This is a genomic window from Pseudomonas sp. S2_B07 (assembly GCF_054668435.1).
The window spans coordinates 956744-971556 of record NZ_CP162769.1 but is presented as its reverse complement, the minus strand read 5'-3'; the positions used below and the strand labels follow the sequence as shown (position 1 = coordinate 971556).

General features: G+C 60.8%; 13 protein-coding genes. 7 read left to right on the top strand and 6 right to left on the bottom strand.

Translation table 11 applies throughout. The features are described 5' to 3' along the window. Window positions 1-102: 102 nt before the first annotated feature. Both nosP and nahK read left to right on the top strand, forming a co-directional pair. On the top strand, window positions 103-1266 hold the full coding sequence (nosP, locus tag AB4N43_RS04370; RefSeq protein ID WP_027923284.1) for a nitric oxide-sensing protein NosP: 1164 nt from the start codon (window positions 103-105) through the stop codon (window positions 1264-1266). Further along, window positions 1196-3829 (top strand): hybrid sensor histidine kinase/response regulator NahK/ErcS', encoded by a 2634-nt coding sequence (nahK, locus tag AB4N43_RS04365; protein WP_460153291.1) that lies wholly within the window; start codon window positions 1196-1198, stop codon window positions 3827-3829. The genes nosP and nahK overlap by 71 nt, the downstream gene beginning before the upstream one ends. Before the next feature lie 128 nt (window positions 3830-3957). Here the strand turns inward: nahK and AB4N43_RS04360 are convergent, their stop codons facing one another. The 6 genes from AB4N43_RS04360 to AB4N43_RS04335 form a co-directional block, all read right to left on the bottom strand. Further along, window positions 3958-4623, bottom strand: a complete 666-nt coding sequence (locus AB4N43_RS04360) for a response regulator transcription factor (RefSeq protein WP_027923286.1) — start codon at window positions 4621-4623, stop codon at window positions 3958-3960. A gap of 56 nt (window positions 4624-4679) precedes the next feature. Next, the gene (locus AB4N43_RS04355) at window positions 4680-5237 is read right to left on the bottom strand and encodes a PQQ-dependent catabolism-associated CXXCW motif protein (RefSeq protein WP_059181004.1); all 558 of its coding nucleotides are present in this window, start codon (window positions 5235-5237) and stop codon (window positions 4680-4682) included. 225 nt (window positions 5238-5462) lie between these two features. Further along, window positions 5463-6254 carry an ABC transporter permease gene (locus tag AB4N43_RS04350; protein ID WP_460153289.1) on the bottom strand — a complete coding sequence of 264 codons (792 nt, stop codon included), beginning with the start codon at window positions 6252-6254 and terminating at the stop codon, window positions 5463-5465. Then, window positions 6251-6982, bottom strand: coding sequence for an ATP-binding cassette domain-containing protein (locus AB4N43_RS04345; RefSeq protein WP_027923289.1), 732 nt, complete (start codon window positions 6980-6982; stop codon window positions 6251-6253). Before AB4N43_RS04345 ends, AB4N43_RS04350 begins: the two co-directional genes overlap by 4 nt. Beyond that, window positions 6979-7953 (bottom strand): YVTN family beta-propeller repeat protein, encoded by a 975-nt coding sequence (locus AB4N43_RS04340; RefSeq protein WP_027923290.1) that lies wholly within the window; start codon window positions 7951-7953, stop codon window positions 6979-6981. The genes AB4N43_RS04345 and AB4N43_RS04340 overlap by 4 nt, the downstream gene beginning before the upstream one ends. Window positions 7954-7994: 41 nt before the next feature. Further along, window positions 7995-9179, bottom strand: a complete 1185-nt coding sequence (locus tag AB4N43_RS04335; RefSeq protein WP_059181001.1) for an ABC transporter substrate-binding protein — start codon at window positions 9177-9179, stop codon at window positions 7995-7997. A 405-nt stretch (window positions 9180-9584) separates the two neighbouring features. On the opposite strand from AB4N43_RS04335, the gene pedF reads away from it, so the two are divergent. From pedF to AB4N43_RS04310, 5 genes are all read left to right on the top strand, one after another. Next, the gene (pedF, locus tag AB4N43_RS04330) at window positions 9585-10046 is read left to right on the top strand and encodes a cytochrome c-550 PedF (protein ID WP_410922009.1); all 462 of its coding nucleotides are present in this window, start codon (window positions 9585-9587) and stop codon (window positions 10044-10046) included. Window positions 10047-10050: 4 nt separating this feature from the next. Continuing rightward, complete coding sequence (locus AB4N43_RS04325; RefSeq protein ID WP_460153286.1) at window positions 10051-10926, top strand: substrate-binding periplasmic protein; 876 nt, start codon at window positions 10051-10053, stop codon at window positions 10924-10926. Window positions 10927-10935: 9 nt separating this feature from the next. Beyond that, the gene (locus AB4N43_RS04320; protein WP_027923294.1) at window positions 10936-11697 is read left to right on the top strand and encodes a quinoprotein dehydrogenase-associated SoxYZ-like carrier; all 762 of its coding nucleotides are present in this window, start codon (window positions 10936-10938) and stop codon (window positions 11695-11697) included. Between the two features lie 16 nt (window positions 11698-11713). Continuing rightward, the gene (locus AB4N43_RS04315) at window positions 11714-12652 is read left to right on the top strand and encodes a quinoprotein relay system zinc metallohydrolase 1 (protein ID WP_460153284.1); all 939 of its coding nucleotides are present in this window, start codon (window positions 11714-11716) and stop codon (window positions 12650-12652) included. Window positions 12653-12795: 143 nt separating this feature from the next. Beyond that, window positions 12796-14571 carry a PQQ-dependent methanol/ethanol family dehydrogenase gene (locus AB4N43_RS04310; RefSeq protein WP_027923296.1) on the top strand — a complete coding sequence of 592 codons (1776 nt, stop codon included), beginning with the start codon at window positions 12796-12798 and terminating at the stop codon, window positions 14569-14571. The last annotated feature ends 242 nt before the right edge of the window (window positions 14572-14813 follow it).

The window sequence follows — 14813 nt, the reverse complement described above, 5'->3', positions numbered from 1 at the left end:
TCATCCCATTGAAGCGTCTGACTGCTACCCAAGTAGCATTCGTTGCACGCCACGGGTTTCGTAAACTCCCTGCTCAACCATACGCACCTGCGGGAGGCGACGATGCAGCAGGTCCAGGGTGAAGGTGTCGTCAGCGCAATGTCCCAGGCCACCGATGCCCGGCAGGTGGCGCAGGAACTGGCGCGTCAATTGCTGCATCCGCATCTGGGCTTCGTGCTCTTTTTCTGTTCCGCCGAGTATGACTTGCAGGCCCTGGGGCAAGCCCTGCAAGACAGTTTCGGGGGGATTCGCCTGGTGGGTTGCACCAGCGCCGGGGAAATCACCCCGTTGGGCTATGGACGCAATTGCGTGACGGCGGTGGGGTTCGATCACCGGCACTTCTCCATTGCGCTCGAGTTGATCGACGAGATGGAGCGCTTCAGCCTGATCGATGCGCAGCAGATGGTCGAGCGCCTGGTCAGTGGCTGTCGCAGTAACACCCTGGCACCGATCAAGGGCAACAGTTTTGCCCTGACCCTGCTCGATGGTTTGTCCAGCCGTGAAGAAATGGTCCTTGCAGCCTTGAGTGCGGCATTGGGCGACATTCCGCATTTCGGTGGTTCCGCTGGCGATGACAATTACCTGACCCACACCCATGTCTACTTCGACGGCGAGTTCCACAGCGGCGCGGCGGTCGTCGTGCTGGTCAACACCTGGCTGGATTTCGAAGTGTTCACCACCCACCACATGCTGCCCCGGGCCGAAAAACTGGTGGTTACCGGGGCCGACAGCGCCTCGCGCCGTGTTTATGAACTCAATGCGGAACCCGCCGCCGCCGAGTACGCGCGGCTCATCGGCGTGCCGGTGAATGAACTGGATCACCGGATTTTCGCCGCGCACCCGTTGGCCGTGAGGATCAACGAACAGTATTACGTGCGGGCCATCCAGCAGGTGCACGCGGACCTGAGCCTGAGTTTTTACTGCGCCGTGGAGAATGGCATCGTGCTCACCGCCATGACGCCGGGCCCGATGCTGCCGAACCTGAAAAGCCTGTTCGAAGGATTGGAAGAACGCTTGGGTGAACTGTTGCTGACCATCGGTTGCGACTGTTTTCTCCGGCGTCTGGAGCTGGAGGACGACGGCAGTCTCGACGAGATCGGGACGTTTTTGCGCGAGCAACGGGTGATGGGTTTCAACACCTACGGAGAACAGTTCAATGGCATGCACATCAACCAGACCTTCACCGGCGTTGCCATTGCCCGCGGCCGTGCCCCAGGACATCGCTGAGCTGCAGGCCGAACTGGCCAGCCTGCGTCACGACAACCATAAACTGCAGCGCATCAACGCGGCGCTGATCGAGCGCATCGAGTCAGGCATCACTCGGGGCAATGACCCGTACGCGGCGTTCCAGCACTCGGTGGTGCTGGCCGAGCAGGTCCGTGAGCGCACCGATGCCTTGAACCAGGCCATGGCCGAACTCAAGGCCGGTAACCATTTGCTCAGCGAGGCCCGCCTGCGCGCCGAGACCGCGCATCGACACCTGATCGATGCCATCGAGAGCATTTCCGATGCCTTCGTATTGTTCGACGCCGAGCAGCGCATCGTCTTGTTCAACAGTCGCTTCAAGGCGTTCTGGCGCAACAGCCGGGTGCGGATCAACGCGGGCATGCGCCTGGCCGAGGTCAAGCGCCTGATGATGAGCAATGGGCTGTTCACCGAAGAACCGCGCGGGCATGCCGACGAGAGTCTGCTGTATCGCTTGCAGAACGGGCGTTGGCTGCAAGTCAGCGAGCGGCCGACCCAGGAAGGTGGGCGGGTGATTCTGTTCACCGACATTACCGAGGTCAAACTCAGTGAAACCGTACGCCGCGAACAGGCTGTGGCGCAGAAGTCGCATTTGTTACAGCGGGCGGTCGATAACCTGTCCCAGGGTGTGGCGATGGTCAATGCCGAGGGCATTCTGGAATTGTGGAACCGGCGTTTTCTCGAATTGAGCGGGTTGGCGCCCGTCGCGGCCCATCGACCGTTTGCTGAAGTGATGGTGGACAGCGAATTGAACCTGCTGACCCCGCTCAGTCACGATGGCAATGGGCGGCCAGTACAGGAATGCGAGCAACGCCTCGATGACGGACGAGTCCTGGAAATCCGCACGCACCCGTTGCCGACTGGCGGTTTCGTCAACACCTTCACTGACATCACCGAACGCTACCAGCACGCCCAGACGCTGAGTGAAAGCGAGCGCTGGATTCGCCTGATCACCGACCACGTGCCGGCATTGATCGCCTACCTCAATGCCGATCTGGTGTACGAGTTCACCAATAAGGTCTATGAGGAATGGTATTGCTGGCCCCGAGGCGTGATGCTCGGCCAAAGCCTGCGCGAAGTGCACAGCGAACAGCACTACCAGCGTCTGGAGTCTTACGTGGCGAGAGCGCTGGCCGGCGAGAGCGTGACGTTCGAGTTCGCCGAGACCAACGTCAATAACCAGGAGCGCTACATGCTGCGCTCCTACGTGCCCAATCGCCTGGCCACCGGGGAAGTGGTGGGGATTTTCGTGTTGATCCGCGACATCACCGAGCGTCGCCGCACTGCCGAGGCGCTGCATCAGGCGTATCAGAATCTTGAGCTGCGGGTGCGTGAACGCACGGCGGAATTGACCACCCTCAATGATCAATTGTTGCGTGAAATCGAAGAGCGCCGCCAAGTGGAATCACGTTTGCGCGAGGCCAAGCTCGAAGCCGAGCACGCCAATCTGTCCAAGACCAAATTTCTGGCGGCTGTCAGCCACGATTTGCTGCAACCACTGAACGCCGCCCGTTTGTTTACCAGTGCGTTGCTGGAGCGACGTGAACCGGTCTGCAACGAGGTTCTGGTGCGTAATGTCAGTAATTCCCTGGAAGATGTAGAGAACCTGCTGGGCACGCTGGTGGACATTTCCAAGCTCGATGCCGGAGTCATCAAAGCCGATGTCGCGCCGTTCGCCCTGAGCGAACTGCTGGAAAATCTCGCGGCTGAATACACCCAGGTGGCACGCAGTGAGGGCCTTGAACTGCATTTCATTGCCTGTTCGGCGCTGGTGCGCAGCGACATCCAGTTGCTGGCACGCATCCTGCGCAACCTGCTGAGCAATGCGATTCGCTACACCTACAGTGGACGGGTGGTGCTCGGGTGCCGGCGCCTGCAACAGCGCTTGTTGATCCAGGTCTGGGACACCGGCATGGGCATCGCCGACAATCGCCTGGAAGAGATTTTCCAGGAGTTCAAACGCGGTGACGTACAGCGTCCGGACCAGGATCGTGGGCTGGGGTTGGGCCTGGCCATTGTCGAGAAAATCGCCGGCATCCTCGGGCATCGGATTCATGTGCGCTCATGGCCGGGAAAGGGCTCGATGTTCTCGGTCGAAGTGCCGTTGAGCGCAACGGCCCCCAAGCCGTTGCCGGCCTTGCAGATGAGCGAGCCGATGCTTGAACGCCTGCGCGGGGCAAGGGTGTGGGTGCTGGACAACGACGCCACCATTTGCGCCGGCATGCGCACCTTGCTCGAAGGCTGGGGCTGTCGGGTGGTGACGGCGCTGTCGGAAGAGGACCTGGCGCGAAAAGTGGACAACTACCACGCCGAGGTTGACCTGTTGATCGCCGATTACCATCTGGACAACGATCAGAATGGCTTGGACGCCGTGGCCCGGATCAATGCCTGTCGCACGTCACCCATCCCGGCCTTGATGATCACCGCCAACTACAGCAACGAACTCAAACAGCAGATCCGCGAACTGGGCCACACCCTGATGCATAAACCGGTGCGGCCGATGAAACTTAAAACGGCGATGAGCCATTTGCTCGGCAGGCCTTGAGGCGCATCTGCGTTAGTACCACCGTCGTCGCGGGCAAGCCCGCTCCCACAAGGACAGCGTGGTACCTGTGGGAGCGGCGGTGCGGCGATCCGACTTGCCCGCGAAGGGGGCGCCAAAGTCTTGCTGTCTCAACGTCGCATGTAAGACCCGAAATCAATATCCCCGGCACTCAAGATCGCCTGCACTCGATTGTGCACATTGAGTTTGCGCAGGATCGCCGAGACGTGAGCCTTGACGGTGGTCTCGGCGATTTCCAGGGTGTAGGCGATCTGTTTGTTCGATTCGCCTTTGGTCATGCGTTCAAGCACCTGCAATTGCTTGCGGGTCAGGGCCTGGAGCAGTTCAGGGGGAAAGCTCGGCGTGTCGTTCATCCGGCGGGGAGTGTTGGTTCGGGTGGTGCGGATAATGTCCGGCGGCAAATACACGTTGCCATTGAGGATTTGCTGGATGGCCTCGGTCATTTGCGTGCGTGGGGACGACTTGGTAATGAAACCTACCGCGCCGTAGGTAATGGCTTGCAGGACGATCTGTTTGTCCTGCTCGGCCGAGACAATCACTACCGGAATGGTCGGGGCTTCATTGCGCAGGTTGATCAAGCCATTGAGCCCATGCATGCCGGGCATGTTCAGGTCGAGCAGGATCAGGTCCAGGTCGTCGTGTTCCTGGGTCAGGGCCAGGGCACTGTCGAGGTCGGCGGTTTCCATGACTTCGGAGCCCGGGAAACCGTCGCTGATGACGTTATGAATCGCTTCGCGAAACAGCGGGTGATCGTCGGCAATCAGAATTTTGTACATAGCCTTTCACCTCATTATTTTGTTTAGGGTGTGGCAACAACACGCCAGCGTAAAGATCAGGGGAAAGGCTCGGGCCGGGCCGGTGTCACGGCAAGCCCGGCCGCTTGCCAGGCATCAAGGCCGTCGCGATACCAATACAGTGTCTTATAGCCCATGACGGACGCTCGTTTGACGGCGTTCCAGCTCAGCCAGCAGTCGGCGCGGCAATAAAAGACCAGCGGTCGTGCCGAGTCCCCGGCGGTCAATGCCTTGAGGTTACGCGCAAAATAGCCTTGCCAGTCGGGCGTCAGGTCACCGTCACCAGTATTGGCCAGCCAGTGGCTGCCGGGCAGGTTTTCATGGGGCTGGTCTTCGATGAACTGGCCTTGCAGCCATTGGCGACGGTAGACATCGATCAGCACCGGTGGCGGCGTTTGACTGAGCAGTGTTTGCAAGGCCGGGGTGTCAACGATGGTCGCGCCTTGCAGGCTGTCCGGCGTCGGGCTGCGGTACAGGTTGATGCGATAGCCTTCCGCGGAAAACAGCGGTGATTCGGCGTGCGCAGCATTCAGCAACAGGCAGAGCGGCAGCGCTGCGAGAGAAGGGCGCAACAGACAACGTCGGGCACGGGGCATGGGTTCGATCCTTATAGTTATGGATCTATTACAGGCCAGGCGGGGTGCTTTGTGAATGCGACGATAGACAGGGAAACCAGTACTAAAGTAGTAATTTCTCCCCTGCTCATGGAGATCAATTGTAGGAGAGAGCCTGCTCGCGATAGCTATCCGTCATTCAACATCAATGTCATCTGATACACCGCTATCGCGAGCAGGCTCACTCCTACAGTTGGATTTGGGTGGTCAGGTGGATTTGCGCAGGGCTGCGTGCTGAGGGTTGAAGGTGAGTACGGCGAGTAGCGCGAACACTACGGTCAACCCTGCACACACCGCCAGCGCCAGCGGATTGAAGCGTTCATAAAGGGCGAACCGCACCAATTCCACCGCATGGGTGAACGGGTTCACCGCGCACAACCAGTACAACCACTCGCTGGCTTCATGCATTTTCCACAGCGGATACAGCGCCGAAGACAGGAAAAACAGCGGAAAGATCACGAAATTCATGACCCCGGCAAAGTTCTCCAGTTGCCGAATGGCGTTCGACAGCAACAGGCCCAACGCGCTGAGCATCAACGCCACCAACAGTAATGCCGGCAACGCGATCAATAACCCCATGGCCGGCGGTTGCACGCCATAGAGCCAGGCGATCGCCAGAAAGGCATACACCTGCAACAGGGAAATCAGCGACGTGGCCAACAGCTTGCTGCACAGCAGAAAAGTCCGGGGCAGCGGGCTGGTCAGCAGCACGCGCATGCTGCCCATCTCGCGGTCGTAGACCATCGACAGAGAGCCTTGCATGCCGTTGAACAGCAGGATCATGCAGGCAAGACCCGGGATGATGTAGACCTCGTAAGGAATGTAGGTGTCATAGGGTTCGATAATGGCGATCCCCAAGGCTGCCCGGAAACCGGCCGCGAACACCAACAGCCATAACAGCGGCCGCACCAGGGCACTGAGAAACCGCGTGCGCTGCAACACAAAACGTAGCCATTCGCGCAGCACGATGCCGCTGAAGCAATGCCAGTACGCATTCATCGCGCCGCTCCTGAAGTGGTCAGGTGAGTGAAGGCTGAACCCAGATCACCGCCATGTTCCAGGCTCAGTGCATCGGCCTGTCCGCTGGCCACCAGCCGACCTTGATGGAGGATCAGCAAATCGTCGCTGGACTGCACTTCATCGAGCAAATGCGTGGTCCAGAGCACGCTGATGGCGTGGTCGCTGCACAAGGTGCGCAGGTGTTGATTGAGCGCCAGGCGACTGGCGGGATCGAGGCCGACACTGGCTTCGTCAAGCAGCAACAGGCGCGGCTCATGCAGCAGGGCCCGGGCGATTTCCACCCGGCGGCGGTGGCCGCCATTGAGTTCGCGCACCCGTTCGCGGCGGCGTTCGGTCAAGGCTTGACGGGCCAGCTCGGCGTCAACCCGGACACTGCTCTGGCGCCGGGACAGACCATGCAGCGCGGCGTGATACCGCAGGTTCTGCTCGACGCTGAGGTCCAGGTCCAGGGTGCTTTGCTGGAACACTACACCCAACTGCCTGAGCGCCGGTCGGGGCGCATCGCGCAATGAACAGCCGCCGACCCGGATGTCGCCGTGCTGAAGATCATAAAGCCGGGTCAACAGGGCGATCAGGGTCGATTTGCCGGCACCATTGGGCCCCAGCAATGCGGCGAAACGCCCCGGAGCCAACTCGAAGTTCACGTGACGCAAGGCTTCCCGAGTCCCATAGGCAAAACTCAGGTCGCTGACTTCCAGGGCGTTCATGGGGTCACCACCACGCCCCAGGGGTAGCGTCCGACTTTCACCGATTTGCTCACCTTGAGGCTGTCGACATCAATCACCGACACGTCACCGCTAACGCCGTTGGTGGCGAGCAGTTGCTTTTGATCGGGGGTGAACGCCAGCTGCCAGACCCGACGTCCGACCAACAGATAGTCGAGAATCTCGAACGTCCTGGCATCGATCACCGCCACATGGTTAGCCGGGCCCAGTGCGACGAAAGCGTACTTGCCGTCGGCGCTGAGCTTGATGCCCACGGGTTGGACCTTGTCCGGGTGCACGCCTTTGATCTGGAAGTTCAGGGTCTTGAGGGTCTTGCGGCTGGCGACGTCGAGAATCGTCACCGTGCCGCCGATTTCCGCTGACGCCCAGAGCTGTGAACCGTCCTGATTGAATTCGACAAAGCGTGGCCGCTGGTCCACCAGCGTGCTGTCGGCCAGGGTCTGGGTGCTGGTGTCGATCCAGTGCAGCATGTTCGTGGTTTCGCTGGTGTTCACGGCCCACTTGCCATCGGGACTGACGGCCATGCCTTCGGGCTCGACGCCGACGTTGATCTGGCTGAGTACCTTGGAGGTTTCGGTGTCGATCACCGTGACCAGCGCATCGTCTTCGTTGGAGACGTACAGCCAGCGGTTGTTGGGGTGCAGGGCGAATTGCTCGGGGTCTTTGCCCGAGGGCAGTTCCTTGATGATCTTGCGGGTGGCCACGTCCATTACCTGGACCCGGTCCGAATCGCTGGCGCAGATGTACAGCAGCTTGTTGTCATGGGACAGCAACAAGCCGCGTGGGCGCTGGCCGACGGGCAGGGTGTCGGTGACTTGCAGGGTCTGCATGTCGATCAGGCTCAGGCTGTTGTCCTTTTCGTTGGAGACCCACGCGGTGCTGGCCGCGGCATGCCCGGCGGCGAACAGCAGGGCCCCGGAAAGCAGGGAGCGGCAGAGCAGGGTGCGGCGCATGGCAGATTCCTTTTTTTTTGTCGTTCTTGTGGACAGTTGGATCAGGGAAAGCGGCAGCTGACCTCGGGTTTGTCGTAACCCAGGCTGTCCATTTCGTTGAAGGGATGCAGAAAGCCGTCCTGCGGCGACGTGCTGACCAGGGCGCGGGGCTGGACGATGGGAATCGGTTGGCGCAACTGGCCGTTCCACGCGCGATAACTGAGCTTGCGTCCCTTGAAACCGTCCAGCGGCAGTTGATCGCTGAGTTCCAGCTGACGGATCGCCATCGGCTCGGTCTGGCGCAATTTGCTCACCGCGCTGGCGACGCTGCGCACGGCCATCCAGGCCGCGAAATCGCGGTCGTTCATCCAGCGACCGGTCAGGGCTTCAAAACGCTTTTGCAATTGCGCGGCGCCGTAGGTTTCCACGGTTTTGTGCCAACCCACCGGGGTCAGCCCTTGCGTGCCGGCGACGGGGCGCGGGTACCAGGTCTGGTAGGGCACGTATTCGCCGAAGTCGCCGCGTTCATCGGCCACCAGCACCACGTCATATTCGGCGGTCTGGGTGAACAGCGGCATGTCCGCCTGAGCACTGCGACGTTGGTCGTTATCAAAGCTCCAGGCCTTTTCCGCCACCAGTTGCAGGCCGAAGCGTTTTGCCGCGCGGCGCAGGGCAGCAGCGTAGGCTTGATCGTCGGCGGTCGGGCCAACGATCAGCAGCGCGCGTTGCCATTTGCGCACCACCAGAAATTGCGCCAGCGCATCGGCGAGCATCGCGCGACTTGGCAGGGTGTGCAGCACGTTCGACAGGCAATCGGTGGTCCGCAGGCGATCGTCGGGACTGCCGGCGTTGAATATCAGGCTGTCGGGCAGGGCGGCGCTGAGCTGGCGCAAGCTGTCGGCCGGGGCGTTCACCACAAACAGCCGCAGACCCTGCGCGTGCTGGGCGTTGGCCGCATCGAGCAAGGCTTCAGGGCTGTCGACGCTGGCGCTGACCAGCGCGTAGCTGTGGTTGAGAAAACGTCCGGTGCTGTTGCTGTCGGTGATCGCCAGTTCGGCGCCGCGCAGTCCGGCATCGCTCGGTTCGGGAATCACGTTCGACAGGAGCGGCCCAGGATCGGGCCGATAACCCAGGTAGCCGATCCGCACCTCCAATGGCGCCTGCGCAGCCTGGCTCTGAGTAGCCACGCCGGCGGCGCAGGCAATCGCCAGCAGGTAGAGCAAGGCGTAAGGGGCAAGCAGGCGCATAGGGCACTCCTTTACAGGTAGCGCCAGCATAGGAAGCCTGTGGAGCAGAGGAAATATGCAGAAAGTAGCGGAGAGCCAGTACCAAGGTAGTAACCCCTGCGTACCTGCGCGGTTTTAGCATGGAGCGACCACGGTCATCGCCCCGGAGGAGAACATCCGATTTCAGCGGTAACACAATTTTTGTAGCCGCTGGTGTTATGGCTTAACTGGCCGTTACTGACGCTGCCCGCTTCGCCGGGACACCAGGCCTGTTGGCGACGTACCCGAGGTGTGCATCCATCGCCTTACTACCAAGGGACTAGAAGGCGACCACCAAAGCAGCATGGGGTGTTGGCGATGCCGTTTCTAAGATGAGTGCCATAGCCTCTGCCAAGAGGTTTTGCGTGCAATCCTGAGGGCATAACAATGACAACAAAACGCAACGCCTTGCTCGTCGTCGGTCTGCTGGCCGGCTTTATCAGTTCAGGTTCCGTGTGGGCTCATGGCAACGTGGTGCCGCAAGCGGTTGAAACCCAGGGCCTGACACCGATCAAGGACGCCGGTGTAACGGTGGATGGCGATGGCTGGGCCGCGGCCAACCCCTATCGAGCCTCCCCGGAACACGACAGAGCCCTGGAAATCGGCTCGTCGGCCTACAACCAGAACTGCGCGGCGTGTCATGGCCTGGAAGCCAAGTCCGGCGGGATCGCCCCTGACCTGCGCCTGCTTGATGTCGGCGAGGCGGGTGACGAGTGGTTCGTCGAACGCGTGCGTCATGGCGCCGTGCGTGACGGTCGGGTCTACATGCCGAAAATGGCTGATTACCTGAGCCAGGAAGCGTTGTGGGCAGTGCGCACTTACCTGGACAGCGTTCACGTCGAGGAGTGATTCCATGCGTCTGCTCGCGGTGTTGATCAGTGCGCTGTGGCTGTGTTGCCAGACGGTGCAGGCGCAGGTTCGAAACTATGACGAAATGATTGCTGCCGGGGAGCTGAAAGTGGCGGTTTACAAGGACTTCGCCCCCTACAGTTTTGAGCAGACCGGCCAGCCCCGAGGCGTCGATGTCGAACTCGCCGAGGCGCTGGCCAAGGCGCTCGGCGTACACCTGACGCTGATCTGGGCCCCTGCCGGGGAAAAACTCGATGACGATCTGCGTGATTACATCTGGCGCGCCAGTGCCTTGCACAACCAGCAATTGGCCGACCTGATGATGCGTGTGCCCTATGACCGTGACTACGCCCAGAAGCGCAACGAGTTTGGCGAAATGGAAAACGGGCATGTGGTGATGTTCGGGCCCTATCAGACCGAACAATGGCAGGTGGCTTACGATCAACGCCGATTGGACAAGGTCGGCAGCGTGGCCGTGTTCGACTCGCATCCGATCGGCGTCGAGGTCGACAGCGTGCCGTCGTTCTACCTGACGTCGGTGTTCAACGGCATGCTCGCGGGCAAAACCCACCACTACCCGGGCGTACCCCAGGCCTTTGCGGCGATGAAGGCCGGTGAGGTCGACGCGGTCATGGCCATGCGTGGCGAAATCGACTGGCAAGTGCATGAGGCGGCCGACCCGCAATGGGCGTTGGCGCAAAACGCCTATCCGAACATGGGCAAGCAACTCTGGGAGATCGGCATGGCCGTGCACGAAAGCAATCGGCAATTGGCGTATGCCGTGGAAGAGGCGCTGGAAGGCCTGATCCGCGAGGGTTCCGTGAAGACGATCTACAGCCATTACGGCCTGCGGTATGACGTGCCGGAGATGTACCAATAGGAGCGGGTGATGAGCTGGCGAATCAAGTGTCTGTTGGCCTGCTGGTTACCTTTGGCCGCGCACGCCGCGAGTATCGATCCGGGCAAAGACCCGGTGCCCTCGGTGATGTGGGCGTTCTATCACAAGCAAATGCTCGGCGACGCGCCTTTTGTCTTCGATGACCGGGTCAAGCTGCTGGCGCCGCCGTTCGCCGAAGATGCCCGGCAGGTGCCACTGGAAATCGATGCGCGAGCGTTCAAGGGCGAGGTGGTGAAAATCCTCGCCTGGGCCGAGCTCAATCCGCTGCCGAAGATTGTCGACTTCCAGCCGCTGGATCGCGTGTTGCCGTGGTTGTCGATCCGTATCCGGATTGAACAGGCCACCCCTTTACGCGCCGCGGTCCTGACGCGCGATGGGCTGTGGCATGTCGGTTCGACCCTGATCGATGCGGCGGGCGGTGGTTGCACCGCACCCAGTGTGGTGCGTACCCAGCCCGGCTGGGAGGAACACCTCGGCGAGGTTTTGGGCGCGCGCTATCCGCGCACTGACTTCAGCCGTTTGCGCGTGCAGGTGGCGCATCCGATGGACAACGGCATGGTCAACGGCATCCCGGAATTTTTCATCAACCATGCCGAACTGCGAAGCGCGGATGATCAGCTGTTGGCGCGGCTGGAGCTGTTTCCTGCCGTCAGTGAAAACCCCAACCTGGCCTTCGACATCGAAGGGGCAGGGCAGACGCGTCTGATTATCCGGGACAACAGCGGCAATGAATTTGATGCGTCGATTCCCTGAGCCGAAGGAGTATTTCATGCGCTGGATACTGCTGATGGTGTTGAGCGTCAGCCTGCCGGCCATGGCCGACCTTGAGTATTCGCTCAAGCCCCGGCAGATCGCCGAAGACACCTGGCTGCTGGAAGGCAGTACGGATAATTTCGCCAAGGCCAACGGCGGCAATATCGTCAACACCGCGTTCATTGTCACCGAACGTGGCGTGGTGGTCATCGACACCGGGCCGTCGAAACGCTACGGCGAGGCGATGCACCAGGCGATTGCCGAGATCACCGATAAACCCGTGGTTCAGGTGTTCCTGACCCACCATCACCCGGACCATGTGCTGGGCAATCAGGCGTTCGCTGACGTGCCCATCGGCGCGCTGGCGGGGACGACCGAGCTGTTGCATCAACAAGGCGATGCGATGGCAGAGAATATGTATCGAATGGTGGGTGACTGGATGCGTGGCACCGAAGTGGTGTTGCCCAATCAAGTCGTGACGCCAGGCGTACGCAGTTTTGGGAATCACGATTTACGCTTGCTGGGCCTGGGTGGGCATACGGGAGCGGATCTGGCTATTCTCGACCAGCGAACCGGCGTGCTGTTTGCCGGGGACCTGGTGTTTTATCAACGGGCCTTGACCACGCCCAACAGCCCCGGGCTGTCTGTGTGGCTGGCGGACATCGCGACCCTGCAGGGCTTGCCCTGGACGCTGATCGTGCCGGGTCACGGCCCCGTGTCCAGCGACCCACAACCCTTCGAACAAATGCGCGACTACCTGACCTGGCTCGACCAGTTGCTGCAAGCGGGTGCAGCGAATGGCAGCGACATGGCCGAGATGATCCGCAGTTCGATCCCCGAACGTTTCGCCGGGATCACGCTGAGCCGTTATGAATTGATCCGCAGCGTCAGTCATTTGTACCCGCGCTACGAGCGTGGGCAGATGACCCGGGTGGATTCCGGCGCAGCCAGATAATGCTTGAACCCATGCGACCCGCTACTAAGGGATTAGGAATCTCCATATTGCGGGTAATTGTTGTCGGGGCGACGGCGCCCAAGAATCTGCACTACGCCGGGAAACTCTCCCGCGAATAACAAAAAACCGCAGAGGTAGCCGTCATGACTCAACCCGCACGTCGCCAGCCCTTCGTCTTGAGCCTGCTGCTCAGTGCCATGCTGTTGTCTGGCCAGGCATTGGCCGCGGTCACCGACCAGGACATTCTCCAGGACCCGAAAAACCCGGAGCAAATTGTCACCAACGGCCTCGGCGTCCAGGGGCAACGCTACAGCCCGCTGGATATTCTCAACGTCGACAACGTGAAGGAGTTGCGACCTGCCTGGGCATTCTCCTTCGGCGGCGAAAAACAGCGTGGCCAGCAGGCACAGCCGATGATCAAGGACGGCGTGATGTACATGACCGGTTCTTACTCGCGGGTGTTCGCGGTCGATGCGCGCACCGGCAAGAAGCTCTGGCAGTACGATGCGCGCCTGCCGGATGACATCCGTCCGTGCTGCGACGTGATCAACCGTGGCGTGGCGCTGTATGGCGACCTGGTGTTCTTTGGCACGCTCGACGCCAAGCTGGTGGCCCTGAACAAAGACACCGGCAAAGTGGTGTGGAGCAAGCAGGTGGCCGACCACAAGGAAGGCTATTCGATCAGCGCCGCGCCCTTGGTGATCAACGGCAAGCTGATTACCGGCGTGGCCGGTGGCGAGTTCGGTGTGGTGGGCAAGATCTCGGCGTACGACCCGAAAAATGGCGATCTGTTGTGGGTCCGCCCAACCGTCGAAGGCCATATGGGCTACGTCTACAAGGACGGCAAGGCCATCGAGAACGGCATCTCCGGCGGTGAAGCCGGCAAGACCTGGCCGGGTGACTTGTGGAAGACCGGCGGTGCCGCCCCGTGGCTCGGCGGTTACTACGACCCGGAAACCAATCTGCTGCTGTTCGGCACCGGCAACCCTGCACCGTGGAACTCGCATTTGCGTCCTGGCGATAACCTCTACTCGTCGTCGCGCCTGGCGCTCAACCCGGACGATGGCACCATCAAATGGCACTTCCAGAGCACGCCCCACGACGGTTGGGACTATGACGGCGTGAACGAGCTGGTCTCGTTCAACTACACCGAGGGCGGCAAAGAAATCAAAGCGGCGGCCACGGCGGACCGCAACGGTTTCTTCTACGTGCTGGACCGTACCAACGGCAAGTTCATCCGCGGTTTCCCGTTTGTGGACAAGATCACCTGGGCCACCGGCCTGGATAAAGATGGCCGGCCGATCTACAACGAAGCCAGCCGCCCTGGCGCTCCGGGTTCCGAACCCAAGGGCAGTTCAGTCTTTGTAGCGCCTGCGTTCCTGGGCGCGAAAAACTGGATGCCGATGGCCTACAACCGCGACACCGGCCTGTTTTACGTGCCATCCAACGAGTGGGGCATGGACATCTGGAACGAGGGCATCGCCTACAAAAAAGGCGCGGCATTCCTCGGCGCCGGGTTCACCATCAAACCGTTGAATGAAGACTACATCGGCGTGCTGCGCGCCATCGACCCGATAACCGGCAAAGAAGTCTGGCGCCACAAGAACTATGCGCCGCTGTGGGGCGGGGTACTGACGACCAAGGGCAATCTGGTATTCACCGGCACGCCGGAAGGTTTCCTCCAGGCGTTCAATGCCAAGACCGGCGAGAAAGTCTGGGAATTCCAGACCGGTTCCGGCGTCCTCGGCTCGCCCGTGACCTGGGAAATGGACGGCGAACAGTACGTGTCTGTCCTCTCCGGCTGGGGCGGCGCCGTACCGTTGTGGGGCGGGGAAGTGGCCAAGCGCATCAAGGACTTCAACCAGGGCGGCATGCTCTGGACCTTCAAGCTGCCGAAAGACCTGGTGGCCAAGCACTAACCCCCAGTCCACCGCATAACCCCTGTGGGAGCGAGCTTGCTCGCGATAGCGGTGTCTCAGTCACAGCAGTTCTGACTGAACAGACGCCATCGCGAGCAAGCTCGCTCCCACAGTGTTTTGTGTGAAACCTACGACCAAATAACGAGAGCCCTCCTGCCAACGGCGCATTCGTCCGGCACGCGGGGCTCTCTAGTATCGGTTCATCGCTTGTCGGCCCGACAGGCATCGACCCAGACAGAGGC